19 protein-coding genes and 1 pseudogene are annotated in these 25,078 nt (G+C 65.1%); 9 read left to right on the forward strand and 11 right to left on the reverse strand.

Features of this window, described 5'->3' with window-relative positions; translation table 11 throughout:
- Window positions 1-29 precede the first annotated feature (29 nt).
- On the reverse strand, window positions 30-1,400 hold the full coding sequence (locus DTA22_RS14030) for an MFS transporter (protein WP_245973428.1): 1,371 nt from the start codon (window positions 1,398-1,400) through the stop codon (window positions 30-32).
- Between the two features lie 318 nt (window positions 1,401-1,718).
- On the opposite strand from DTA22_RS14030, the gene DTA22_RS14035 reads away from it, so the two are divergent.
- Window positions 1,719-2,120, forward strand: a complete 402-nt coding sequence (locus DTA22_RS14035) for a WhiB family transcriptional regulator (RefSeq protein ID WP_112300337.1) — start codon at window positions 1,719-1,721, stop codon at window positions 2,118-2,120.
- 456 nt (window positions 2,121-2,576) lie between these two features.
- Here the strand turns inward: DTA22_RS14035 and DTA22_RS14045 are convergent, their stop codons facing one another.
- From DTA22_RS14045 to DTA22_RS14065, 5 genes are all read right to left on the reverse strand, one after another.
- On the reverse strand, window positions 2,577-4,976 hold the full coding sequence (locus DTA22_RS14045; protein WP_081792741.1) for a xanthine dehydrogenase family protein molybdopterin-binding subunit: 2,400 nt from the start codon (window positions 4,974-4,976) through the stop codon (window positions 2,577-2,579).
- Complete coding sequence (locus DTA22_RS14050) at window positions 4,973-5,518, reverse strand: (2Fe-2S)-binding protein (protein ID WP_037243015.1); 546 nt, start codon at window positions 5,516-5,518, stop codon at window positions 4,973-4,975. The genes DTA22_RS14045 and DTA22_RS14050 overlap by 4 nt, the downstream gene beginning before the upstream one ends.
- Entirely contained in the window at window positions 5,515-6,384 is an 870-nt protein-coding gene (locus DTA22_RS14055; protein WP_112299807.1) for an FAD binding domain-containing protein, read from the reverse strand. Before DTA22_RS14055 ends, DTA22_RS14050 begins: the two co-directional genes overlap by 4 nt.
- Complete coding sequence (locus DTA22_RS14060) at window positions 6,384-6,812, reverse strand: hypothetical protein (protein ID WP_081792740.1); 429 nt, start codon at window positions 6,810-6,812, stop codon at window positions 6,384-6,386. Before DTA22_RS14060 ends, DTA22_RS14055 begins: the two co-directional genes overlap by 1 nt.
- Before the next feature lie 299 nt (window positions 6,813-7,111).
- Window positions 7,112-7,660: a MarR family winged helix-turn-helix transcriptional regulator gene (locus DTA22_RS14065; protein ID WP_112299808.1), complete on the reverse strand. Its 549-nt coding sequence runs from the start codon at window positions 7,658-7,660 to the stop codon at window positions 7,112-7,114.
- Between the two features lie 184 nt (window positions 7,661-7,844).
- Here DTA22_RS14065 and DTA22_RS14070 point away from each other — a divergent pair, with 184 nt between their 5' ends.
- Window positions 7,845-8,834: an XdhC family protein gene (locus DTA22_RS14070; protein ID WP_112299809.1), complete on the forward strand. Its 990-nt coding sequence runs from the start codon at window positions 7,845-7,847 to the stop codon at window positions 8,832-8,834.
- A gap of 432 nt (window positions 8,835-9,266) precedes the next feature.
- Here DTA22_RS14070 and DTA22_RS14075 read toward each other — a convergent pair whose 3' ends face one another.
- Window positions 9,267-10,280, reverse strand: a complete 1,014-nt coding sequence (locus DTA22_RS14075) for an Lrp/AsnC family transcriptional regulator (RefSeq protein ID WP_037243010.1) — start codon at window positions 10,278-10,280, stop codon at window positions 9,267-9,269.
- A 141-nt stretch (window positions 10,281-10,421) separates the two neighbouring features.
- Complete coding sequence (locus DTA22_RS14080) at window positions 10,422-10,847, reverse strand: transposase (protein WP_217999499.1); 426 nt, start codon at window positions 10,845-10,847, stop codon at window positions 10,422-10,424.
- 528 nt (window positions 10,848-11,375) lie between these two features.
- On the opposite strand from DTA22_RS14080, the gene DTA22_RS14085 reads away from it, so the two are divergent.
- The gene (locus DTA22_RS14085; protein WP_037243009.1) at window positions 11,376-12,731 is read left to right on the forward strand and encodes an MFS transporter; all 1,356 of its coding nucleotides are present in this window, start codon (window positions 11,376-11,378) and stop codon (window positions 12,729-12,731) included.
- Between the two features lie 22 nt (window positions 12,732-12,753).
- Window positions 12,754-13,665: a TauD/TfdA dioxygenase family protein gene (locus tag DTA22_RS14090; RefSeq protein ID WP_245973427.1), complete on the forward strand. Its 912-nt coding sequence runs from the start codon at window positions 12,754-12,756 to the stop codon at window positions 13,663-13,665.
- Between the two features lie 160 nt (window positions 13,666-13,825).
- Here DTA22_RS14090 and DTA22_RS14095 read toward each other — a convergent pair whose 3' ends face one another.
- Window positions 13,826-17,083 (reverse strand): protein kinase domain-containing protein, encoded by a 3,258-nt coding sequence (locus tag DTA22_RS14095; protein WP_112299810.1) that lies wholly within the window; start codon window positions 17,081-17,083, stop codon window positions 13,826-13,828.
- A gap of 647 nt (window positions 17,084-17,730) precedes the next feature.
- Between DTA22_RS14095 and DTA22_RS37030 the strand changes: the two genes are divergently transcribed.
- Both DTA22_RS37030 and DTA22_RS14105 read left to right on the forward strand, forming a co-directional pair.
- Window positions 17,731-17,916 carry a hypothetical protein gene (locus DTA22_RS37030; RefSeq protein ID WP_037243003.1) on the forward strand — a complete coding sequence of 62 codons (186 nt, stop codon included), beginning with the start codon at window positions 17,731-17,733 and terminating at the stop codon, window positions 17,914-17,916.
- Window positions 17,917-18,268: 352 nt separating this feature from the next.
- A pseudogene (locus DTA22_RS14105) lies at window positions 18,269-18,841 on the forward strand (flavin-containing monooxygenase); the annotation flags it as partial.
- Between the two features lie 29 nt (window positions 18,842-18,870).
- Here the strand turns inward: DTA22_RS14105 and DTA22_RS14110 are convergent.
- Both DTA22_RS14110 and DTA22_RS14115 read right to left on the reverse strand, forming a co-directional pair.
- Window positions 18,871-20,070: a CaiB/BaiF CoA transferase family protein gene (locus DTA22_RS14110; RefSeq protein ID WP_112299812.1), complete on the reverse strand. Its 1,200-nt coding sequence runs from the start codon at window positions 20,068-20,070 to the stop codon at window positions 18,871-18,873.
- A complete protein-coding gene (locus tag DTA22_RS14115; protein WP_174233799.1) occupies window positions 20,067-21,269 on the reverse strand; it encodes an acyl-CoA dehydrogenase family protein in 1,203 nt (400 codons plus the stop codon). The genes DTA22_RS14110 and DTA22_RS14115 overlap by 4 nt, the downstream gene beginning before the upstream one ends.
- A 219-nt stretch (window positions 21,270-21,488) precedes the next feature.
- Between DTA22_RS14115 and DTA22_RS14120 the strand changes: the two genes are divergently transcribed.
- From DTA22_RS14120 to DTA22_RS14130, 3 genes are all read left to right on the forward strand, one after another.
- Window positions 21,489-23,594 (forward strand): 3-hydroxyacyl-CoA dehydrogenase NAD-binding domain-containing protein, encoded by a 2,106-nt coding sequence (locus DTA22_RS14120; RefSeq protein ID WP_112299813.1) that lies wholly within the window; start codon window positions 21,489-21,491, stop codon window positions 23,592-23,594.
- A 207-nt stretch (window positions 23,595-23,801) separates the two neighbouring features.
- Complete coding sequence (locus DTA22_RS36430) at window positions 23,802-24,017, forward strand: hypothetical protein (protein WP_176582585.1); 216 nt, start codon at window positions 23,802-23,804, stop codon at window positions 24,015-24,017.
- A 122-nt stretch (window positions 24,018-24,139) separates the two neighbouring features.
- Window positions 24,140-24,994 carry an esterase/lipase family protein gene (locus DTA22_RS14130; RefSeq protein WP_160118504.1) on the forward strand — a complete coding sequence of 285 codons (855 nt, stop codon included), beginning with the start codon at window positions 24,140-24,142 and terminating at the stop codon, window positions 24,992-24,994.
- The last annotated feature ends 84 nt before the right edge of the window (window positions 24,995-25,078 follow it).

The raw sequence follows: 25,078 nt of genomic DNA on the forward strand, positions 1-25,078 counted from the left end.
CCGGGGTCTGTTCATTGTCCTCGAAAGGACTAAATCGTCGTGGCGGCTGCGGATCGCTCGCGGTCTTCGGAGTGCGATCGATCCAGCGTTTCTGCGCTTCTCGGACCGCCGAGCAATTCTGCGGGAGTATTCGACGTCTCACGCATTCCGATAACCGCGAGCGCAGCGATTCCGGTGGCAATCGCGCCGAACATTGCAACCGGAAGCCAGCCCGACGGACCCGAGCCGAGAAGCAGGGCCGCGATCAACGGAGCGAATCCTGCAAGGAGGTTACCGATCTGGTTGCTGACGGCCATACCCGTGAAGCGAACGGGCGCAGGGAATTGCTCGGCGAAGAACGACGTCCACACGCCGTTGTAGCAACTGAAGAACAGTGACATGTTGACGAACGCGAAGATCGCGATCAGCAAGACATTCGTTATCGAGATCGACCACAGGTACGCGAAGACCGTGAGCGCACAGCCGGCAGCGCCGATCAGCATCGTCCGCTTACGGCCGATGACGTCGGAGAGGTAGCCGACTGCAGGGATCCCGAAGATCGACAACGCTATTGCCCCGGAAATGATGGCGAGCATGGCGCCCCGATCCACCCCGACCGACGTGGCGTACGAGAGGCTGAACACGGCGAACAAGGTTTGCATCGACGCCATCAAGGATGCGCCGGCGACCCGGATCACGTCGCGCCAGTGATGCTTGATCACGTCGTTCAGCGGGCGCTTCCGGACCCGGCTTCCCTCTTTTGCTTCGGTGAACGCCGGAGTTTCGTCCAGATGGCTTCGCACGTAATAGGTGATGACGACGACTACGGCGCTGAGCCAGAAGGGAATTCTCCAGCCCCAGGTGTACAGCGCGTCGTGGGGCAGCATCGCGACCGGGAGAAACACGACGGTGGCCAGTGAGCAGCCGACGGCGTAGCCGACCATGACGAAACTGGTGAAGAATCCCCGGCGCCCGACCGGGGAATGTTCCACGGTCAACGTCGACGCTCCCGCCGATTCCGATCCCGCGGAGAATCCTTGAACGACGCGGAGGGCGACCAGGAGTACCGGGGCGAAGAGGCCCACCTGTTCGTATGTCGGAAGACACCCGATGGCAAAGGATGCGACGCCCATCATCACGACTGTGGCCAGCATGACGCGTTTACGGCCGAGTCGATCGCCGAAGTGTCCCATCACCACCGCGCCGACAGGTCGGGCCACGTACCCCACAGCGAATGTCGCGAATGATGCGATGAGCGCGACGGCGGGGTTGCCGGAGGGAAAGAACAGCACGTTGAAGACCAGAGCGGCTGCGGCACCGTACACGAAGAAGTCGTAGTACTCCAGTGCGCTGCCGAGGAGCGCGGCCGTCGCCGCACGACGGGGCGTCATCGTGGGCGGCGACGATGGTGCAGTTGTCATGTGTTTCTCCTGAAACAGACTCGGTGGTGGCAGGGCGTGGCCCGAGAGCTGTGTGACCCTCGGTAGCCGATGGGCGGCATTGTGATGGCCGCCACGGCGTGTGGATCAAACGTAAGAGCATGTTCCAACCCACCTGTGTTCCGCTTTGGAACACCACGACACCTGGGTAGCTGACCGATCCTGGAAGCACCCACCACAGGCCGCAGTCCATATTTCGATTTTCAGGAGACAAGCGTGACCGCCATCGTGACCCGTGATCCGAGCACCCAGCTGGACGACGACGACTGTCGCGACGTCCTGGACCACACCCGGGCGTTCGTGCGGAACGCGGTGGTTCCGCGTGGGCGGGAGATCGACGCGGCACTCCACTCCGGTGACTGGTGGACGCGTGCCGCGTGCCGCGGCGCCGAACTCGCAGTGTTCTTCTCGCCTGACGATGAACGCGGCCACGCCCGCAACCGGCGTGAAACGCAGGCGCGGCAGATTTGTCAGCCCTGCCCCGTGCTCGCGCAGTGCCGCGATTATGCGCTCGTGTCGGGCGAACCGTACGGTGTGTGGGGTGGCATGACTGAAGGGGACCGGCGAAAGCACAGCCGTCGATTCCGCCGCGGTGAGCGTCGACCGCTCGAATCCGTGCACGCGCGATCCGTTACCGACGTTCCGCGGATGCGACGGTCCGCACCGACTCCTCCTCAGCGGCCTGGTTCGGCAAGCTCGTAGCCGAGTTCCTCTCCGAGTAAGCGAGCGGAACACCCACCGCGATCGGTACCCCCGGTGTCTGTGCGGGGATACGCTGGGATCACTGTCCGCCGACGACGGGACGACTCGAGCCGGCCACCGGTGGGGTGACGCCGACCGGGATGGGGCGTGCGATGACCGAATTCGATCCGCTCGCACCGGTGGGTTCAGCGACCAAGAAAAGCCTGAATATCGGAGACCTCGTGCCCAGCGTCGCGGTGCCGGGGCGGGCGGATGTTGCCGACGTGCAATGGGCGTGGTTGGTGCCGCTGCTGCCTCTCGGTAGGAAGGCGGGCCGTTCGCCGAAGTGGACGAAACGGCAGCTCACCAGGAACAGCGACGTTGCACGTGAGGATGCCGCCGTCGGGTCCTGCTCCTGTCGACGTTCCGGTCGTCGGCGTCTGTGCCGACGACCGGTGGTCTGAGGTCCGGTTGCATTCAGGCGTGCGACAACGGCGGGAGACCGGGCACGCCGCCGGTTGAGAGTGCACGAAAGACGCGCTCTGGTGTCATCGGCAACTCGGTAAGCTGGGCACCGACCGCGTCGGCGATGGCCTGGGCAATAGCCGGGGCGATGGGGAGCATGCCGCCCTCCCCCATGCCTTTGGCGCCGAAGGGGCCGGCGCCGTGTCCCTGCTCCTGGGTGATCGAGACGAACCGCTCGGGGAGGTCCTCCGCGAGTGCGACGCGGTACAGCAGTGCCTCTGCGTTGAGGAGTTCACCGTTCTCGTAGCGCATTTCCTCGAACAGTGCCTGCGCGAGTCCCAGCACGGCGGCGCCTTCGTCCTGTCCGCGGCAGCCGATCTTGTTGATCACCTTGCCCGCGTCACCGCTGACCGCGAGCTGTAGGACCGTGACCTTTCCGGTCTCCGGGTCGACTTCGACCTCGGCGGCCGCCCACCCGATCTCGTAAAAGACACATCGGGCGGCCAAGGGCGCGTCGGCGTCGTTGCGGACCTTGTAGTAGCCGTCGGCAGAAAATTCGAACCCGGTGTGGCCGAAGAACTCCATGATCCGTTCGAACAGCGGATATACCTCGCCCGTGGGGGTGCGCACTGTCCAGTTGTCGAGCACAGCGGTGGCCGGGTCGAGGGTGAATTGTTCACCGGCCCACGCGAGCACTTGGCTACGCAGGTTCTCCGCGGCGTTGCGGACGGCCTGTCCCATCACCACCACTCCGGACGAGGCGTTGGTGCCCTGATCGAAGGGGGTGTGGTCGGTGTCGATGCCCGTGTACGCGACGCGGTCGCGGCTGGTGCGCAGGACGTCGGCGACGATCTGGGACATCGCGGAGTGCCCGCCCTGGCCCATTTCGGTGAGCGCGCAATTGAGGAAGACGTCGCCGTTGGCGGTCACCTTGACCCGCGCCATCGCGGGCTTGTTGCCGCCGCCGCTGTCCTTGAGCCCGACGCATACCCCCATGCCTCGGTTTCCGCTGCGATCCCTGGAGTGGTAGCCGATAGCGTCCGCGACCAGACGCATTCCCTCGGCGAGGTCGGAGTCGATCCCCGCATCCCCGGGGACGAATTCTTCGCCGAGCTTTTTGAGGTTTTTCAACCGCAGTGCGTAGGGATCGATGCCGAGTCGCTGCGCGATGAGGTCGATCTGACGTTCGCCGGCCCACGTGGTCTGGGTGGCCCCGAAGCCGCGCATGGCGCCGGCGGGCACAGTGTTCGTGGTGACGGCCTTGCAGACGGTGTCGATGTGCTGCCAGCGGTACGCGCCCGGCATCCGGTAGCCGGCCTTCTCGGCCACCGCCGGACTGTGTTCGGCGTACGCTCCGCTGTCGAGGAGCACCGTGGATTGGCGGGCGATGAAGGTGCCGTCCGCCTTGACGCCGGCCTTGACGATCAGCTTCGCCGCGTGCTGCGACACGGTGAGGAAGCCCTCTTCGGTGCTCATGCAGAACCGCACCGGCCGCCCGCCGCTGAGCTGGGACAGGCGGATGGCGACCGGGTCGGCCTTCGGGCCGTTCTTCGCGCCGAACGCTCCACCGAGCAGGGCGACGTGCACCCGGATCCGGTTTTCGGGGAGGTTGAATACGTGCCCGAGTTCCTGGCGGAGGTTGAACGGGCTCTGTGTCGCCGTCCAGACCTCGATCTGTTCGTCGGTTGCCTCCGCGACCGTGACGAACGGTTCGAGATGCATGTGGTTCATCCGGGAGAAGAGGAAGGTGTCCTCGAAGATGTGGTCGCACTCCTCCCACACCTCGGATGATCCAGTGCTGTACCGGAATTCGTAGCTGACGTTGTGGTCGCTGCGGAGCGACGCCGACGCGCCGTTCCGGTACGGGGGCAGACCGCCGCGCGGCTCGAGCGGATGGATTGTCGGCGACGACGGATCGAGGGCCTCGTCGACGTCGAATATCGCGGGCAGGATCTCGTATTCGACCTGAATGAGGTCCAGTGCAGCCAGGGCCGTGCGCTCATCGACCGCAGCGACGGCGGCGACGATATCGCCGACATAACGGACGGCGTCCGTCGCGACGACCGGTTGGTCCTTGACCATGGTGCCGTAACACGCCAGGCCGTCGGTTTCGTTGCGCGTGAGCACCGCGGTGACGCCGTCCAGTGCCTGGGCGGCGCTCGCGTCGATGGACACGATTCGAGCGTGCGCGTGCGGACTACGCAGCACCTTCGCGTGCAGCATGCCCGGTCGCACGATGTCGGTGTTGTAAACCGCTTTGCCGGTCACCTTGACCGCGGCGTCTGCGCGCGGCAGATCGCGTCCGGTGACCCGCTTGTCCGGAGAGGCGGTCGGCAGCGAATACACGGTGTATCCGGCGCTCGCGGCGTCGGAGTGGACGTCGTGAGTGAAGGACTCGGGTGTCGCTCTCACGCGGATTCCCCGTTCGTCTCACCGGTCAGTTCGGCAGCGCGCTCGACCGATTCGAGGATCATCTCGTATCCGGTACAGCGACAGGTGTTGGAACTGATCCATTCGCGGATGGTGCCGCGATCGGGTTGTGGGTCCTGACGCAGCAGCCCGGTGGTGAGCATCAACATCCCGGACGTGCAGAAGCCGCACTGGAAACCCCCGCACTCGGAGAATGCACGTTGCTGAGGGGACAGCGCGCCGTCGGGCGCGGCCAACCCTTCCACTGTCTCGACCGATGCGCCGTCGACGCTGAACGCAAACGTCGAACAGGAGGCGACGGGCAGATCGTCCACGAGCACGGTGCACGCTCCACAGACCCCGCGCTCACAGGAACCGCGAACGCCGTTGCAGCCGTGGTTGTTGCGCAGGACGTCGAGCAGGATGGCGTTGGCGGCGACGCGCACGGTCTGCTTGACGCCGTTCAGGGCGAACTCGATGCAGGTGTCGAGTTCTCCGTCCGCGGCAGCGGATCGATCGGTCTCGCGATCGGGGTACTCGGTCATCTCGTTGTCTTTCCCTTCAGCTGAGCACACGCCGCGGTGAGCAGGCGGCGCGTCAACACACGCACCAGGTGCCGGCGGTACTCCGCCGAGCCGGTGTAATCGGCACACTCGTCCGGTAGCTGCTGGGCAAGCTGCGCACTCACCTCGAGCGGATCGAGTTCGCTGGCGCCGGTGTCGGCCGTCAGAGCGAATCCGTGGCGGTACTCGGAGCCCGATTGCGCGCGCACCTGCAGGGTGCCGTCGGGGCTGCGCCGCACCGCAAGCGCCACTGTCGCCGTCGGACGCATCGAACGCTCATATCCGAACCAGACGAGGTCGTCCGTTCGTACGGTTATGTCGGTCAACACGCTGCGCTGAGCGGTTCCGCTGTCCGCCCACAACGACGCGACCGGGCGGGAGAGCGCGCCGGCGTCGTAGATCAGGTCCGCGTCGAGCGCCCCGAGAAGCAGCGGCATCTCGTAGCGGTACCGCCGCGCCATCAGGTTTCCGCCGACGGTCGCGGTGTAGCGGATCCGGACCGTGGCGATCGATGCCCATGCCGCCGCGAGGTTCGGGATCGCGGCGGCGACGATCTCGTCCGTCGCACCCATGTGGTGGGTCACCATCGGGCCGATATGAAGTACGCCGGCCTCGTGTCTGATTGCGCGTAGCGCATCGACCTTCTGCAGCGACACCAACGTGTTTGGGGCACAGCCCTCACGGATCTGGGCGACCAGATCCGAGCAGCCGGCGGCGATGACGGCATCCGGATGTTCGGACACGATCGCCAGGGCGTCCTCGATGGTGGTGGGGCGATGGAGCCGGAAAGGGGCCATCGCGAATTGGGTCTGAGCCACCAACCCGGCGCCGAGGGCCTGGGTGCGCATCAGCGGGCTCCCCGCACGAGTGCGAGACGCGGTCTGACGTGGCCACCGAGCGCGGGTGTCGTGCTGCGGCGTGTGGTTCTGGGCATCTGCTGGTTCACCCCTCGTCGCGAGGGCAGGGCGCGCCGCTCGACGGCCACGGAGACGACATCGAGTGAGGTGCGGACGGCTACCGAACAGAATCCGGTGTAGTCGAACCTACGCCGAGTCCGGCCCCGAAGATGGTCACGGACGACGATCGGATCTCCGTCATCAACGTGGTCGTAGGCGCCCGACCAGTCGGTCAGGAACAGGACGGTGGCCACGCCGTCACACGACGCGCGCCTGCTGTCTGCGGCGTCCTGCTCGGGGGTCGCATCACCGCGCACGGGTACGGCAGTCACGGTGCCGCCGCCCTCCGCCGCCACATGGGCACAGCCGCTCTTTTTCATGTGGATCTTTCCATTCGAAAGGACTACGGATGCCGGCGCAAGAACACTCAGCACAAAGTATCTTTGCTATAAGATAGTTCTACGTTCTCGCTTCCCCGAGGTCAATAGCTCGGCCAAAGTCGCCGGACCGATGCTTTCGGGGCTTACTGAACCCGAGCACCACGCTCCCCGAAGAGGAGCAGGTCACAGCCAGCGTTGCCACCGATGCGCCATCTGCGAGCATGATGGCGCTACCCCGGGCACACGGCAGGTCTGCGCGGAAACACGCTGCCGAGGTCGCTCTTCTGGGATTCGAGCCCCTACGCAGACTCCGCGCCGAGTGACTTTGCAGAATTCTCCGATGCGGCAGCCTGCAAGGATCCCTCGAGAATCATCAGGAGATCGGCGAGCTGCTCGCGCTGACCACCACCCAGTCCACCCTGCATCCGCGCCAACTCCGCGAAGTGCGCATCCGAGACAGCATCGACAAGTTCTCGGCCCGCCTCTGTCAGCGTCACATACACCACGCGTGAGTCGATGTCATCGCGCTCACGCAGCACCAGGCCTGCATCCTCGAGCCGGTTCACCCGCATCGTCAGGCCACCGGTGGTGATCAATGTCTGCTTCGCCAGTTCCCCCGCGGTGCGCCGAAACGTCGGTTCCGCACGCCGAAGGCACGCCAGAACATCGAACCCGGCCTCGTTCGTACCGAAGCTTTCGAACAGCTCGTTGATCTGAGACCGGTACAGCAAGAAGCTGCGATGCAGCCGTCCGAAAATCTCGAGCGCCGACACGTCCAGCTCGGGACGCGTCCGGGCCCATTGCCGGATGATCTCACCGACCCCATCTGCCCGATTCGATTCGGCCACTTCACACTCCAGATTCGATACTGGCACGGTGCCGCGAATCAGTCTCGCCTACCGGCGACCGACTCAACGACAATTTCAGGACTTATCTTTGCGCAAAACTATTGTACGATCCTCGCCACCACCCGCGACGGCTCCCCAGCCCCGGTCGCCGGAACCGTGATGCCAACAGAACTGCGAGGCACCCGTGAACACCGTCCTGCGCGACATCCACACCGAATGGGAAGCACACCGCGCTGTCGCGGTCGCCACCGTCATCGCCACCCACGGGTCATCCCCGCGAGACCCCGGCGCCATGCTCGCAGTCCATCAGGACGGAACCGTGGTCGGCAGCATCTCCGGCGGCTGCGTCGAAGGCGCCCTCTACGAGACCGCCCTCGACGTCCTCACCACGGGCCACCCCCGAATCGAGCACTACGGCCCCACCGGCGACATCCTCGCACCCGGACTGACCTGCGGCGGATCGCTGACCGTGCTCGTGGAACGCGTAGACCGCGAGACCATGCCGCAACTCGCCGACCTCATGGAACGGACACTGCGCGACGAAACCGTCATCCTCGAGACGGTCCTCACCGGACCGGAAGCAGGTACCCACCGCATCGCACACGAACTCGACACTGCAACCGGACTGACCCCCTCCGGAACACTGTTACGACGCTTCGAACCGCGGCCACGGATGGTGATCGTTGGTTCCACCGACTTCGCCGCCGAGACCGGGCTACTCGGCACCAGAATGGGCTACCGCGTCACCATCTGCGATGCCCGCCCCGTGTTCACGACACCGCAGCGGTTTCCCGACGTCGACGAAGTCGTATGCCAATGGCCGTCGGACTGGATTGCACGCGAACGCAACGAAGGCCGATTCGATTCCCGCACAGTCGTTGTCGTCCTCACCCACGACCCCAAGATCGATATCCCGGTCCTCCTCGAATGCCTCGACGAGGCCAAATGGGCACACCCCCTCGCCTATATCGGTGCCATGGGGTCACTCACCGCCGACGCCAACCGACGACAAGCACTCACCGCAGCCGGTCTCCGCCCCGAACACCTCACCGCCCTATCGAGCCCGATCGGCCTCGATATCGGCAACCGTGGACCAGCCGAGACCGCAATCTCCATTGCGGCCGAAATCATCATCGGGTCCAACCAGGGCCGATCGTCGCGGCCCTCGACATAGATCCCGCCGGGCGGACCACCGAGCAGCGTGAGCATCAACTCACGGGCCGCAGGAGAGGCAGCATCGAGCATGCCGTCACGATGCTCTTTCAGTCGTCCCCGTCCCACCCAGCCCTCACCGGCAGCGATGTAGCTCTCGGCGTCTCGACAGGGACTGTCCGATTATCCAACCTTGTCATTGCGACGCCCGCATCTCGCAGGCCGTCGCGGCCTGTCATGCCTGCCAATTTGGAGAGCCGGATCGCCGCCCGACCCGAGATCTTCAGCGACTGGTTGGTGCTGGCGGTGGCGTTCGGGCTGGCGTCGTTGGCGCCGAGCAGGAGGGCGCCAACAAGGTTGTCGATGTCAATGACCTGCTCTTCCGGAAGCGGATCGATGACCGGTCACCCCAAGAGCTCCGGGTGTCGGCTGGTTACGGGTTGTTCGGTTCCCGCTAGAAGATGGCCCGTGGGATCAATCCGGTGGTTCGTCCATCCTGATCCAGGACATGTCCTGCCCTCTTGAATGTGTGGAGGCTGATGAACCGGTCCGAAATGGTGATGGACGGAAGTTCTCGCGTGAGTGCAGCCGCGAATGGCGCGATCTCGCTAATCGTCTGAAACCACATCGTGGCGACGATTGTCGAGGTTCCGGTAGTGGCGTTCGCAATTCGGCATTTTGGAATTCGGCTCAAAAGGTTGCCGACCGTGTTCAACTCGCTCGGTGCGGTCGTGATCATGAAAGTCGTCTCAACGACTGGTCCGACAAGTGTGTTCGCTCCCTCGCAGCGCAGGGCCACGCGGCCCCCGTCGATCAGCCTTTCGACGCGGCGTCGCGCGGTCGGTCCGGTCACATCGCATTGCTCGCCGAGTGTGGTCCATGCTTGACGCCCATCTTTCGCCAGAGCTCCGAGCAGAGAACGATCGAGATCGTCCAGGAATGGAATCGTTTTCCTGCGTGTGGGCGCTGCCTGGGGCAATTGGAGAAGATGGGCCTGTTCCAGGTCTAACGCCTGGACGCGCCACCGCGCGCCTTCTGTGTAGTTGGTGAGCACGACCGTCGTTGCCACCGATCTGATTCCTTCGATCACCTCGATGCGGTCGGTGAGCAGACGGGTGAGGTCGCCAATGCTGGACACGAACACGATCACATGGAAGTCCGACGTCCCGGATGTGCTCGATACCGTGTCGACTGCTGGTTCGGCAATCAGGGCTTCTACAACGTCATGCTTGCTCTGGGGTCTGCAGGTGATCGCAAGCCATGCGGCACATCCGAATTGCAGGAAGGTCGGGCCCGGAGCCACCGCGATCCATGCCGAGCCGCTCTCGGACAACAGCTTCCATCTTCGGGCGAGTGTCTTCGGCGAGTACTGAAGTGCCTCCGCCAAGTCCGCCCAGTCAGCGCGTGGGTTGAGCTGCAGCGCGCCGATAATTGCAAGGTCCAGTTCAGCTGCAGCCTGAGACGTCATATTGGACATTATCGCCCTAAAAATTATGGATATCGGCCAAAACCCAGGTCTCGTGAGGTGCGCCACTCAGAGTGGTTGAGCGCGAGTTGCGCAACCGGGACTCCCGGCCCACGAAGTCGAGGTCGATGCATGTGGACACAATCAGTCAGGGGTGAGGAAGGTGCCGTCCAGCGGGCGGGCGTTGTGGCGCACGTAGTTGGGGCTGGCACCGGTCGCGCTCTCCTGCTGCGCGGAATCGGGGGTAGCGCCGACAGGTTCGCACCACAGTTCGGAGAGCTCGACAGTTCCCTGAGGCTGCTCGCGTGGGACGCCCCCGGTTCCGGGCGCAGCGGGGATTTCGGACGTCGGTTGCACCTGGACGACTACGCTGACGCCGCGGCCGAGGTGATCAGGTGCCGCTGCGGCCAGGTAGGCCAGATGCGTCCTGGTGGTCCACCCATCTCGGGAGCGCTGCAACGCGTGGTCGGCGGGCTCGATCTCGACCTCGCCGGGCGGCACGGACTGTGCCTCGGGAGCCCGGCGCACGCCCGCCGCATGCTGGTGAGCTTGCGCGATGGTCGAATCCACGCTGACGTCCCACACGATCGCACCCGCGGCTTGGGTGAGTGCCGGGCAACCCCGTCAGGATCCGCATCTCTCCGGACATTTCTGTTCGTGGTGTGCCAGCGTGCCGCTGGCCATGTTTCGCAAGTTGATCCCGCGTGGACTTCTCTTGCTTTTCCGCCCACGAGTGGAAATCGTTAACTGTGCACACGGTCTATTTCTTCGTGCGAGCCATGCGTGGCTGATTCCGCCGAGGTCTGTAGCGGCGTTTCGGGCCGGGGAATCCATTTTCCGCTTTATTTCATATGTCACTCAGTGCCTGAATCTTGCGGTCTCGCGGTTCGGCATAACAGCAGGTTGAGGGCTCAAACTGTAAAAATGAGAGCTTGCGCACAACTAGCCTCAGCATTAAGATATTGACCACTTAAGTAATTTGCAGATTTGCAACTGTGCTCGTTATTCAGAAACAGAGGCTCTCTAGAACGCTCTGATTCGCCACGCGGTTCACGCGCCGCGTGATCGCATGTTCGTCAAATAGCCGGGAGGCACAATATGGGTGGTGCAGTCGCACGACCAGCGGGCGCAGGCTCGCCGAAGAAGGTCGCGCTAGCGAGCCTGATCGGCACAACCATCGAGTGGTACGACTTCTTCATCTACAGCACCGCAGCGGTGCTCGTTTTCAACCATCACTTCTTCCCCAGCTTCGACCCGGCCATCGGAACGCTGCTGGCCTTCTCGACCTTCGCCGCCGGCTTCGTCGCCCGTCCGATCGGAGCCATCGTCTTCGGTCACTTCGGGGACAGGGTGGGCCGAAAATCGATGATGGTCGTCACCATCTTGATCATGGGCGTCGCCACCGTGCTGATCGGCCTGCTGCCGACCTATGCCACCATCGGCGCCTTCGCTCCGGTGCTGCTGGTGCTGCTGCGACTGACGCAAGGCTTCGCGCTCGGCGGCGAATGGGGTGGCGCTGCGCTCATGGCCACGGAGCATTCCCCCAACAGCCGACGTGGTTTCTTCGGCAGCTGGCCGCAGGCGGGGGTGGCGGTCGGACTGATCCTGGCGATGACCGTGTACCTACCCCTCGATGCAATGGCCGATGATCACTTCATGGCGTGGGGGTGGCGTGTTCCGTTCCTGCTCAGTGCGGTACTGGTGATCACCGGACTGATCATCCGGGTACAGGTCGCCGAGAGTCCGGAGTTCGACCGGGTCAAGGATGTGCACGCGGTCGTGCGCCTGCCGATCATCGAAGTTCTTCGCACACATCCGAAGCAGGTGCTCCTGGTCGCCGGCGCCAGCCTGTCGCCGGGCATCTTCTTCTACCTCCTGACCGTGTACAACTTCGTCTACACGCAAGAGGCGGGCGGCCTGAGCCAAAGCTCCATGCTGATTCTGGTGATCGTCACCTCCGCGGTCGGATTCGTGGTCACCCCGATCGCAGGTGCGCTCTCCGACAGGTTCGGCCGGCAACGGCTCTTCCTGCTGGGCCTTGCCCTCATCGGTTCTCTCGCCTTCCCGCTCTACTGGGCGCTCGACTCGGGCTCGTACGGCTTCATCGCTGTCTGCTACGTCGCCGCGACCATCGCCGTATACATCCCGTGGGCGCTGCAGCCGGCATACTTTTCCGAGGCGTTCGACGCGCGAGTCCGCTACAGCGGGCTGTCGTTGGCCACCACCCTCGGCAACCTCTTGGGCAGCGCTATTGCGCCTCTCATTGCCGGCACACTACTCAGCGCAACTCATGCGTCCATCTCCATTTCCCTGTATGTCTTCGTCACCGCAGCAATGTCGTTCGTCTGCGTGCTGGTGCTCGGACGGACGAACCGGAAAAAAGCCAAGCAAGCCGATAGTGGAATCGGCACCGATAACGCGAGCGGGCTCCGCACTCCCACCTACTCGGAGTGATACCCCGCATGTAGGTGCCCCCATGGCGCAGAATGCGCCCACGCTAACAACAGATAACACGCTGAAGGAAGGACAAACTGTGAGCAGCAACGAATGCCGCTACGAAACATTCACCCTCGAACGCGCAACACCGACCATCGGGGCGTTCATCCACGGCCTGGATCTTCGCGACGAGATCACACCGCAGTGCCAGACTGAACTCCGCACAGCCTTCCTGCAACACGAGGTCCTGTTTATCCGCGATCAGCACCTCGAGCCAGAAGATCAGCTCCGATTCGCGAAGGTGTTCGGAGACCCCCAGGAAGTAAGTGCATTCTTTCCCTCCCTTCCGGGAAACCCGTTCATCGAGGTGCTCGAATCTCGCGGTCGCGCAGCCGGAACCGACGTCTGGCACTCCGATCTGACCTGGCAGGCGACTCCCAATTCCGCGACCTGCCTCCACGCCCAGGAGATCCCACCCTGCGGCGGTGACACACTGTGGTCGAGCATGACTGCCGCATATGACGCGCTACCGGAGACGATGAAGAATCTCATCGACGGGCTCGAAGCCGTGCACGATTGGGAAAAGGAACTGACCGGCGTTGTCCGCCAGGGAGATGACGGGGAAGCACGGTACGAGGAAACACGCCGAAAGTATCCTCCGATGACCCACCCCGTCGTGCGCAAGCATCCAGAAACCGGTCGCAGACTTGTCTACGTCAACGAGTTGTTCACCTCACGCATCTCGGGGGTTCCTCCGCAGCTGAGTGACTCGTTACGAAACATGCTCACGGGCCTCGCCAAGACCCCGGAGTATCAGGTCCGATTCCGTTGGGAGCCAAACTCCCTCGTGATCTGGGACAACCGGTCGACGCAACACTACGCGGTCGGCGACTACCACCCGCACTACAGGCGCATGCACCGCGTCACCCTCAGAGGCGACCGCCCGGCCTGACACCTGATCGCCTGCTGGGCGACCCGATCACCGGTCGCCCAGCAGCACTCATCCCTACTCATCTTGGCGCGGATAGACGGATCCACTGCTGCAGAATATCTACCGGGGCAGGGAAATCGAGGAATTCACCGTCCCCGACGTCATTCGCCATTTCCTTGTGTCATGGTTGCCGGTCCTGCTCGACGACCCACGCTGCGATCTGCGCACGGGACGTGAAACCGAGTTTGGTGAGTAGGTGCTCCACGTGACCTTGCGCAGTGCGAGGCGATATCACCAATCGTGCGGCGATCGCCCTGTTGGTCAGGCCCTCGGCGGCGATCAGTTCGGCGACCTGCCGTTCACGTTTGGTCAGTTTCACCGACGAATCAGGCGACGCGTCCGGAAGCCGTTCGCCGAGGGCATAGGCAATGGCGGCGTCAAAGCCCAAGCGCCGCCCCTCTCGGCGCGCCGCCTCCACGGAGCTCTTGCCGAGCGTCCCATACGCCCTCTGCTCGGACTCCTCACGGGAAACAAGCAGATTGGGGAACCCCACCGTGGGGCTACCCACCGTGCGCCCGAGCTCCTCGGCGGCCGCCATCAGGACGACCGCGCGTCGCGCGTCGTGCGCTTCGGCGGCGATCGAGCCCAGTGTCTCGAGGCACGCGACCGCGGTGCGCGGGGTGTTCACCCGCCGGGTCAACTGCAGTGACTGTTCGAGTAGCCGAACTGCCCGATCGGCATCACCGTGGCGCCACACCGCGTCACCCATCGCCCAGAGGGCGAACGACTGGTACATCGATTCACCGTGCGCCTGAGTGATCGCGACGATCTGTTCGTAACAGTCACTCGCCCGCTTTGATTCGCCGAGTTGTTCGTAGGCCATCCCCAGCCGGTGCAGGACCCCGACGTGTGAAGCGTCCTCCCGCGTGCCGAAAACGGTGCCGGCGCTTTCCAGTCGCGCACATGCGCGAGTCGGATCACCCCTGAAAAGGGAGAGAAGGCCGTCCGCGTACTCGATGTATGCGTGGCTCACCGCGTCGGTAGTCTGCTCGGCCAACCCGCGGCCCTCCTTCACCAGTGCCGCCCCCGCAGGGAGGTCGCCCTGCAATTCGGCCAGGACGCTGCCGGCATACACCGCTTTGATCCGCTCCAGGGTCGGCTCCGCTGGCAGGTGTGCAAGGACGCGGCCCAGCCAGTATCGCCCCTCGCTGAGCAAGCTCCGGGAGAGCCAGAAGGGGAGCAAGTTCGCGGCGATGCGAAGTCCGATATTGGGGCTGTCGGACAGGCAGAACTCCATCGCCTCCCGTAGATTCGCTTGTTCTCGCTCGAATCGTGCGATCCAGTCCAGTTGCCGGGAGCTGATCCACTCGGCCTCAGCCTGGGCGGTCAGTTGCTCATACCAGTCCCGGTGCCGTCGACGCAGTTCGACATACTCCTCGGTGGCCTGGAGCTTCTCATGCCCGTACTCTCGCAGGGTCTCGAGCAGACGAAAGCACACGGCCGAGCCGGATTCCACCCGGATCGCGATCGATTTGTCCACCAGGGAGGCCACGACGTCAAGTGGATCCGACGATGCCAGGCCCATACCGCAGACCTGTTCCACCGCATCGAGTTCGAAGCTACCGGCGAACACGGACAGCCGAGACCACAACTGTTGCTCCTGCGGGGTGCACAGATCGTAGCTCCAATCGATACACAGCCGAAGGGTCTGCTGACGAGAGGGTGCGCCTCGGCTGCCGCGGGTCAGTAGCGTGTAACGGTCGGTCAGCCGCTGAAGGATCTGCTCGGGCGACATCGCCCGCAACCGTGTCGCCGCCAGTTCGATCGGCAGCGGCAATCCGTCCAGTCGATGGCAGATCCCGGCCACCGCGACACCGTTGTCCTCGGTGAGCTCGAATCCGGGCACAGCTGCGGCTGCGCGATCGGCGAACAAGGTCACCGCATCGTAGCTGGGCAGGCCCTGCAGGGAGGGCGGTCGGTCGGGGTCGGGGACAGTGAGCGGGGGCACCCGGAGAAGTGATTCCCCGCCGATACCGAGGGGCTCGCGGCTGGTAGCGAGGATTCGCAATCCCGGACACGTCCGCAGCAGCGTCTCGACCAACCCCGCGACCCCGCCGAGGATGTGCTCGCAGTTGTCGAAGACCAGCAGCAGCTCGCGCGGCACCAGAAACTCCACCAGCACCTCGATCAACGGCCTGGCCGAGTGATCACCCAATCCGAGAGTTGCGGCGACCATGTCGACGAGCAACGACTCGTCACGCAGCTCGCCCAGCTCCACGAGCCACACTCCGTCGGCGTAATCGCGGTGCGTGATGGTCGCGACCTGCAACGCCAGACGCGTCTTCCCCACACCACCGATCCCGGTGAGCGTCACCAAACGGGACACCGACAACAGGTTCTTGAGTTCTGTCACCTCGTTCCGTCGGCCGACGAAACTGGTGAGTTCCAGGCGAATGTTCGTCTTGACGTCCCCGACGGTGCGCGCCATCGTCAGGCGCTGCACGACAGAGTCCGGCAGTTTCCGGGGCGCGGACCCCGTTTCGCCTCGCAGGGCCATCGCGTCGACCGCAGATCCCCGGTGGAGCTGGATCTCGCGGAGTTCGTCGCCGAATTGGACGGCGGACGGGCGCTTGTGCGGATTCGCCGACATCGCCCGCTCGATCACTTCCGCCACGTCGGCGGAGATTCCCCGCTCACGTAAATTCGGTACCGGCTGTGTTGTGATCCTCAGGAACTGGGCAACCAGCTGTTCACCGCTGCGCCGTTCGAACGCGGCGTGGCCGGTGAGCGCGCAGAACAGCGTCGCCCCGAGACCGTAAATATCCGAACTGGAGGTCGGCGGATCGCCCGCGATCACTTCGGGCGCGGTAAATGCCGGCGAGCCGGTCACGGTGCCGGTGGCCGTCTCGAATCCTCCGGAGATGTGGGCGATACCGAAGTCGGTCAGCGCGGGTTCGCCGTAGTCGGTGAGCAGGATGTTCGCCGGTTTCACGTCGCGGTGCAGGATGCCGAGCCGGTGCGCCGTCTCCACCGCGCCAGCCAGCTTTACTCCGAGCCGCAGCGCGTCGCCCAATGGCAGGGGACCGTGGTCTCGGATCCGCACCTGCAAGGAGTCCTGCGGGTGAAAGGGCATGACGATGTAGGGGCGGCCGGTGGCGGTGGCACCGACTTGCAGGACAGGGACGATGTTCGGGTGACCGGTCAACCTGCCCATCGCCTGCTGTTCCCGGAAGAACCGTGCCCGGTTCTCCGCTTCCACGTCGGCGGTGAGGACCTTCACCGCGACCGTTCGGTCCAGCTCAGTCTGGATACACCGGTAGACAACGCCGAAGCCACCGCGGCCGATTTCCTGGGCGTCCTCGAACCCGGCGGCTGCTAGCTCCGCTGTGACCGAAGCGCCAACCTCGCGCTGCGTCCGGTACGGATCGGCTTCAACCATCGGCTACGCCGATTCACCCGATCCGCGACACCCTTGACGATGCAGCACGGCGCTCACCTCACGAAAACGTCCCACCAGGATATCGCTCCGAACACGCGAAATTGGACCGCAACGGTGTGCGAATCCGCAGATACCTTGCCACCCACACTGACGAGTTCGTCCTAGTCGATCTCGTGTCAGTCCTGAACGCCTCCGCCATCGCGTTGTCATTACCGGTCCCTGCTCGGGTGTGAGACAAGGCCGGGCCGGGTGCTGCGTACTCGGGGAATGATCGACGAACGCCCCGCCGTCTGCCGGTCTAACCGTTTCGTCCGCCTGGTGTATGTCCGATCGCCGCAGCCTTGGCCACCGCGGTCGGTGACCAGCCTCGAGCGTGCGCGCACCTTGACCATGGACCAGCCAGGGCAGCGAGCTGGCTCGTCGTGATTTGCGTGCCCGCCGTTGCTGAGCGAGGTCCCGCAATACAGCGAACGACAATACGCGCGCCCGGGCGAAAGCATCTACTTCCGGCCACCCACCGCACCGAAGGCCCTGGTGCCCCGGGCACGGCTGCTCGACGTCTTGCGGGCAGCGAGGCGGCGTCGGCTGGTGCACATCCATGCGCACGCTGGGTACGGCAAGTTCACCGTCGCGTCGAAAGTTCGAAGATGGGCACGGTCCTCGCTCTGGTCGCGAAACTGCCCGCATCGCTCGCACAGAACCGGGCCCGGCTCCAGATGTTCGTGGCATGGGCCAACGTCCTGCTGCACCGATTCGAGCCGATGCAGGCTGCCGTCATGCCCGAATGGCCGTCCATCCCAGCGTCCTTCATTGCTCAGACGTGCCCGTCCTAGAACGAAGCGGACGGGTCTTCCGTGAGGCCGCGACGCGCGGACTTCATGCGTCAGAAGGACTCTGACCGCTCGCCATTTGCGGGATCAGCCGTCCGCTCACAGCCAGTGCGGTGGCTCTTGCAGATCACCTTCGTTTCCTAATCCGGCTGCACCGCAACCGGTTCACCCCCGTCGACCGCGAGTATCAGGCCGGCGAGGAATTCGAGCGCACAACTCGAGTATCGGCGCAGGTCGCAGCGTATGTTCGCCCGTTGTGTCACAGTGGAACAACTGCGGCACCTGTGTTCCCTTCCATGATGAGTCCAAGCAAGTGGCGCATGCCACACCACGCGCGACCGAAGGAACATGTGCCATGAATGGAACCGCCCAGGAGCAGATCCACGAGCTCGACGCCCTCGTCGTCGGAGCCGGATTCGGCGGGATCTGCATGCTGTACAAGCTGCGCAACGAGTTAGGCCTCGACGCCGTCGCCATCGACAAGGTCGGCGGAGTCGGTGGAACCTGGTACTGGAACAAGTACCCCGGAGCGCTCTCGGACTCCGAGGGCTTCGTCTACCAGTACTCGTTCGACCGCGGCCTGTACGAGCAGACCCCGTGGAAGACGAAGTTCGTGACCCAGCCCGAGATCCTCGAATACCTCAACGGTGTCGTCGACCGGTACAGCCTGCGTGAGAGTATTCAGCTCGAAACCGGTATGACCGACGCCGAATTCGACGAGTCCTCGGGCACCTGGACCGTGCGGACCGACCGCGGAGTCACGTACCGGTGCCGGTTCCTGTTCACCGGCCTCGGCCTGCTGTCCACGACGAACATGCCCAGCTTCCCGGGCATCGAGACATTCGAGGGCCGCCTGGTGCATACCGGCGCGTGGCCCGAGGACCTGGACCTGACCGGCAAGCGGGTCGGTGTCATCGGTAACGGATCGACCGGCGATATATCGGGAAAGGGAGGCATCTACCCGACGGTCCCTCCGGTACGCAGTCCGGCGATCGCGGCGTCGGTGAGGCCGAGTTCGGCGAGCACGGCGTCGGTGTGCTGCCCCAGGGCTGGGACCGGTCCCATGGGCAGTTCGACGTCGGTGAACGTCATCGGTGGCAATACGGCCCGGACCTGGCCGGACTCGGTGTCGATCCGACGCCACCGGTCGCGCTCGGACAGCTGCGGGTGGTCGATGAGATCACGCATGTCGTTCAGCCGTGCGGCGGGCACCCCTGCTGCGGCGAGCCGTTTGTCGAGTTCTCCGGTGTCGAACCGGCGGGTGTGTTCGGCGACGACCGCGTCGGTCTCGGCTCGGTGCCTGACCCGGAGGATGTTGGTCGCGAACTTCGGGTGCTCGGCGAGGTCGGGGCGGTCGAACACGTCGGTGACCAGGGCCCGCCAGCCGCGGTCGTTCTGCACGCCGATGAGTATCCGGCCATCGATGGTCGGATAGGCGTCGTAGGGCGAGATCGAGGCGTGGCTCAGTCCCATCCGTTGCACCTGCGTGTCCTGGTACATCTGCAAGTACATCGGGTGACCGAGCCATTCGACGGTGGCATCGAACATCGACACATTCACAACGGCGCCGACGCCGGTCCGCTCGCGGCGGAACAGCGCCGCCTGCACGGCGGTCAGGGCATACATGCCGGCGGCGATATCCGAAGCGGGGACACCGGTCTTCGTGGCGGTCTCGGGGGTGCCGGTGATCGAGCACAGCCCGGTCTCGGCTTGGACGAGCATGTCGTAGGCTTTGCGGTCCTTCAGTGGCCCGTCGGTGCCGTAGCCGGTCATGTTGACCACGATCAGCTCGGGACGATCCCGGCGGAGTACCTCCGCGCCCAGACCGAGCCGGTCCATGGCGTCGGGTGCGAGGTTCTGGACGACGACGTCTGCCCGGCCGACGAGTTTGCGGATGACCGAGACGCCCTCGGCCGCTTTCAGGTCGACGGTCACCGATTCCTTGCCGCGGTTGAGCCAGACGAAATGCGAGGCAATTCCGTGCACGGCGCTGTCGTAGTTGCGGGCGAAATCGCCCTCACCGATGCGTTCGACCTTGATGACACGGGCACCCAGATCGGCCAGGTGCCGGGTGGCGATCGGGGCGGCGACGGCCTGCTCGAAGCTGACGACGGTGATTCCGTCGAGGGGCAGTAGACCGGGTAGCTGGTTGCTCATCGTTGCCCGCCTGCGGTGTTGCGGGCCTGCTTGACCAGCCCGCCGCCGATGATCAGGCGCTGGATCTCACTGGTGCCCTCGTACAGGCAAAGTAGTCGGACGTCGCGGTAGATCCGCTCGACCGCGACCTCGCGCATGTACCCGCTGCCGCCGTGGATCTGCACCGCGAGGTCGGCGACCTTGCCGACCATCTCGGTGCAATACAGCTTCGCGATGGACGGGGCGAGGCGCCGGTCGGTGTCCTCGACCCAGGAGCGGGCGGCGTCACGCACCAGGGCCCGCCCGGCCATGACGCCGGTCTGCTGGTCGGCGAGCATCGCCTGGACCAACTGGAAGTCCCCGATCGCGGTGCCGCCCTGGGTCGCGGTCGCCGCGTAGGCCACCGACTCGTCGAGCGCACGCTGCGCCTGCCCGACCGCCAGCGCCGCGACGTGCACCCGGCCGCGGGCCAGCGACGTCATCGCGGCGCGGTAGCCGACATCCTCACTGCCACCGACCAGCGCCGACGACGGCACCCGCACGCCGTCGAAGTGCACGGTCGCCGTGGTCGATCCGGCGTGCCCCATTTTGCGGTCCTTGCTCCCCACCTGGACGCCGGGGGTGTCGGACGGCACCAGGAACACGGCGATGCCGGGGCCGTCGCTGTCGGCGGACCGGGTACGGGCGAACACGACGAACAGGTTCGCGATCAGGGCGTTGGTGATGAAGCGTTTCTCCCCGGTGATCAGCCAGTCGTCGCCGTCGCGTACCGCCTTCGTGCGCAGGCCGGCCGGGTTGGAGCCGGCGCCGGCCTCGGTGAGGGCGAACGAGGCAACGACCTCACCCGACGCAATACCCTCGAGCCAGGTCGTCTTCTGTTCCTCGGTGCCGTAGCTGACCAGTACCTGACCGGCGATGCCATTATTGGTCCCGAACATCGACCGCAGCGCGAGGGTGGTGTACCCCAACTCCATCGCGAGTTCGACGTCCTGCACCAGGTTCATGCCGAGGCCGCCCCACTGCTGGGGGATGGCGAACCCGAACAGGCCCATGTCCTTGGCCGCGGTCCGGATCTCGGCGGGGATCGCGTCCGTCTCGTCGATCTCTTGCTCACGCGGGACAACGACGTTGCGCACGAAAGTCCGGGTGTGGGCCAGGATGTCGCGGAAGTCGTCGTCGTCCAACTGCACTGTCGGATCACTGGTCACGGTGGCGGTCACGGTTGTCTCCTGAAAATCGAACTGATCGTCAGCTCACGCGGCCGGCGAGCCTCGGTACGCCGGGTGCGGCGTGTGGTGGGTGCTTCCAGGATCGGTCAGCGAGGGGACATCCGGTTGTTCCAAATCGGAACACCAGGGCGCCGCGGAATCGGACACGACGGAGAGGCGATATCGGAGAAGACCGCGACACCCGCAATCAGCATCCGAGGAAAAGGGTCCATGAGCACGTCCCAGCAACACCAGCCATCACCGACAGTGCGGTACGAGGTACGCGACGGAGTCGCCGTCATCCGCCTCGCCAACCCACCCGTCAACGGCCTCGGGGACACCGTTCGCGCCGGACTCGCCTCCGCTGTCGCCCGTGCCGCCGCCGACGACCACATACGCGCCGTCATCATCGTCGGCGAGGGCAAGGGATTCTGCGGTGGCGCCGACCTGCGCCAATTCGGCACCCCCGCAGCGACCGCCGACCCCACCCTGCCGGACGTCCTCACCACCATTACCCACTCACCGAAACCGGTGATCGCCGCCATCCACGGTGACGCCCTCGGCGGTGGACTCGAACTCGCTCTCGCCTGCCACTACCGCATCACACACCGGGACGCGAAACTCGGCCTGCCCGAGGTGAACGTGGGCCTGATTCCCGGCGGCGGCGGCACCCAACGTCTGCCCCGGTTGATCGGCGCCGCGGCCGCGCTGCGGATGATCCAGCAGGGCACGCCGGTGTTCGGCACCCGGGCCGCCGAACTCGGTATCGCCGACGACTGCTTCGACGGCGACCCGCTCGGCGCCGCCGTCGACTTTCTCCGCACCCAGATCGACACCGGTACCTCGGGACCGGCGGTCGACAGTCTGCCGCCCGCCGACACAACAGGTGTCGACTTCGACGCCGCCCGCCGTACGGTGCGGCCCAGCACCCGCAACGGCCTGGCCCAGCTCACCGCCATCGACGCCGTCGAGACCGCGACCCGGCTTCCTACCGCCGCCGGGCTCGCCTTCGAGCGGGCCGCCTTCCTCGGCCTGCTCCGGGGCCCGGAATCCGCGGCCCTGCGGCACGTGTTCTTCGCGGAGAAGACCGCCCCCAAACTGTCCGGCGTTCCCGCCGCGTCCGCACGGCCGATCTCCCGGGTGGCGGTCATCGGCGCCGGCACCATGGGCAGCGGGATCGCCATGGCGTTCGCAAACGGCGGACTCCCGGTCACGCTGATCGAACAGAACCAGGACGCCCTGACCCGAGGAACGGCCCTGGTGCGCAAGACCTACGAATCATCCACCACCAAAGGCAAACTCACCGAGACGCAGGCACGCGACCGCATCGCGTTGATCGAACCGAACCTCGATCTCGACGCCGCCGCCGAGGCCGACCTCGTCGTCGAAGCCGTCTTCGAGGACATGACCGTGAAGAAGGAGGTGTTCGGCAAACTCGACGCCGTCTGCAAGCCGGGGGCGATCCTCGCGTCGAACACGTCCCGACTGGACCTCGACGAGATCGCACGTGCCACCAGCCGTCCGTCCGATGTGATCGGTCTGCACTTCTTCAGCCCCGCCAACATCATGAAACTCGTCGAGGTCGTCCGCGGGGAAGCCACCGCCGACGACGTCGTCGCCACCGGCCTGACGCTCGCGCAGCAGATCGGGAAGATCCCGGTGCTGTCGCAGGTGTGTGAGGGTTTCATCGGCAACCGCATGCTCACCCCTTATCGGCGCGAAGCCGAATTCCTCCTCGAAGAGGGTGCGACTCCGCAGCAGATCGACACGGCCCTGCACCAGTTCGGGTTCGCCATGGGACCGTGCGCGATGTCGGACCTGGCCGGCCTCGACATCGCCTGGGCTGCGCGCAAGCGACTGGCCCCGACCCGCCCGAAAGACGTCCGGTATTCGCGGGTCGCCGACACCCTCTGCGAGAACGGACGGTTCGGGCAGAAGAGCGGAGCAGGCTACTACCGGTATGAGAAGGGCAGCCGCACACCGGTTCCGGACCTCGCCGTCGACGAGATCATCCGCACCTGCGCCGCCGAGGACGGCATCGAACGCCGCACGATCACCGACGAGGAAATCATCGACCGCTGCGTACTGGCCCTCGTCAACGAAGGCGCCACACTGCTCGGTGAAGGAATCGCCCAACGCGCCTCCGACATCGACGTCGTCTACGTCGACGGATACGGATTCCCCGCCTTCCGCGGCGGGCCGATGTACTACGCCGAATCCCTCGGTCTGGACGTCACCCTGCAGAAGATCCGCGACTTCGAGAACGTACACGGTCGAACGTGGACCCCGGCACCACTACTCGCACAACTCGTCGACGCTGGTCGCACCAGCTTCTAGGCTTCGGCTGCAACGGGTTCCGTCCTTCGATGGAAGGGCGGAACCCGGGTCTTCGGCGACGGCCCGATCCGCGGCCGCACGGTCCTGGTGCACGGTGTGCTCGGCGGCGTCGGATCGATGGCCACACAACTGGCCCGGTGGGGCGGCGCGACCGTGATCGCCGCCTACGGCACCGGCGAGGGCAGGCCCAGTCTCCCGTTCTGACCGATGCTGTTCGACAACATCACCATTCGCTTGCTGGGTAGTGACGATTTTCCGGCCGAAGCCAAACAGCAGGCCGCCACCGATCTGACCGCCGCCGCGGCGGACGGTGCCCTGTCGATCACCATCGATGAACCCGTCCCCCTCGATCAGGCCGCGCGTGCTCACGACCTTGTCGACCGCGGCACCCGCTCGCGAATCCTGCTGGCTGTGCCGGACTGAACACACCCGAGATGCCCGTGGGTTCGGGTTACCATCTGGGCGTGAAATACGAGGTGGGGAGGCTTCGAAACATGGGTGGGCGACGCACGAGTGTTCTCATTGCAGTGGTGGTCGGATTCGTTGTGACTGCGGGAGGGGCCGCGCAGGCGGCGCCATCCACGGGATCCGTGGATCCGGTCGTGCTGCCTGTGGGCGAGGTGGTGACTCCGCTGATCGACTGCAGTCTCAGCGCCGCGAATCCACGCCCGGTGATCGTGCTGCCAGGCGCGGACGGCACTACGTCCGATACCGCGGACCAGTGGTCGACGGTCACGTCAGCGTTGCGCGAATCAGGTACCTGCACCCTGGTGTTCCAGGGTGGTGTCGTCGACGGAAGACGCTGGGCCGGAAACATTCCCGACGAGGCAGCCCAGCTCGCGACGTTCGTCACTTCGGTGAAGGACGCGACGGGTGCGGATACCGTCGACCTCGTCGCGCATTCGGCCGGCACGGTCGTGTCGAATTACTACCTGAAGGTGCTCGGCGGTGCGCAAGACGTGACGCATGCTGTCTTCCTGGCACCGGAGGGACGGGACTGCGACGGTACCGGCTTCCTCGCCACGTTCGGCATCCACAATCCGCCCATCACCCCGGTGCAGGCGCTGCAGGCGCTGCCGTTTCTGTCGCCGCTGCTCGGGCACGCCTCATCGGAGCTGGCGGTCGCCCTGCAACTGGCACCCGGCTCGGAAGTGCACACGACGGTGTTCGGCGACGGGCCGATCACACAACCCGGTGTCAGCTATTCCGTGCTGGCCACTGCGAACGACGAGATCGCGACACCCGCCGGGACGTGCTCGTTCATCACCGAGCCCGGAGTGACGAACACGCTGTTCGAAGAGGCTTACCCGGACGCGCCCGCGGTCGACCACTCCAGCCTGCGCTCCAGTCCGTACGCCGCCGCCTGGATCCTCGATCAACTCGAAACTGAAGGTCGCTGACCGGTCCCGGCCGATGCTCCCGACGATCACGCGGTAGCCATGGGGTCGGGTTCGATCAGCCCTGTCCGCGTGATTCGCTGAAGC

The sequence above is a fragment of the Rhodococcus wratislaviensis genome (assembly GCF_900455735.1).
Taxonomy (GTDB): Bacteria; Actinomycetota; Actinomycetes; order Mycobacteriales; family Mycobacteriaceae; genus Rhodococcus_F; species Rhodococcus_F wratislaviensis.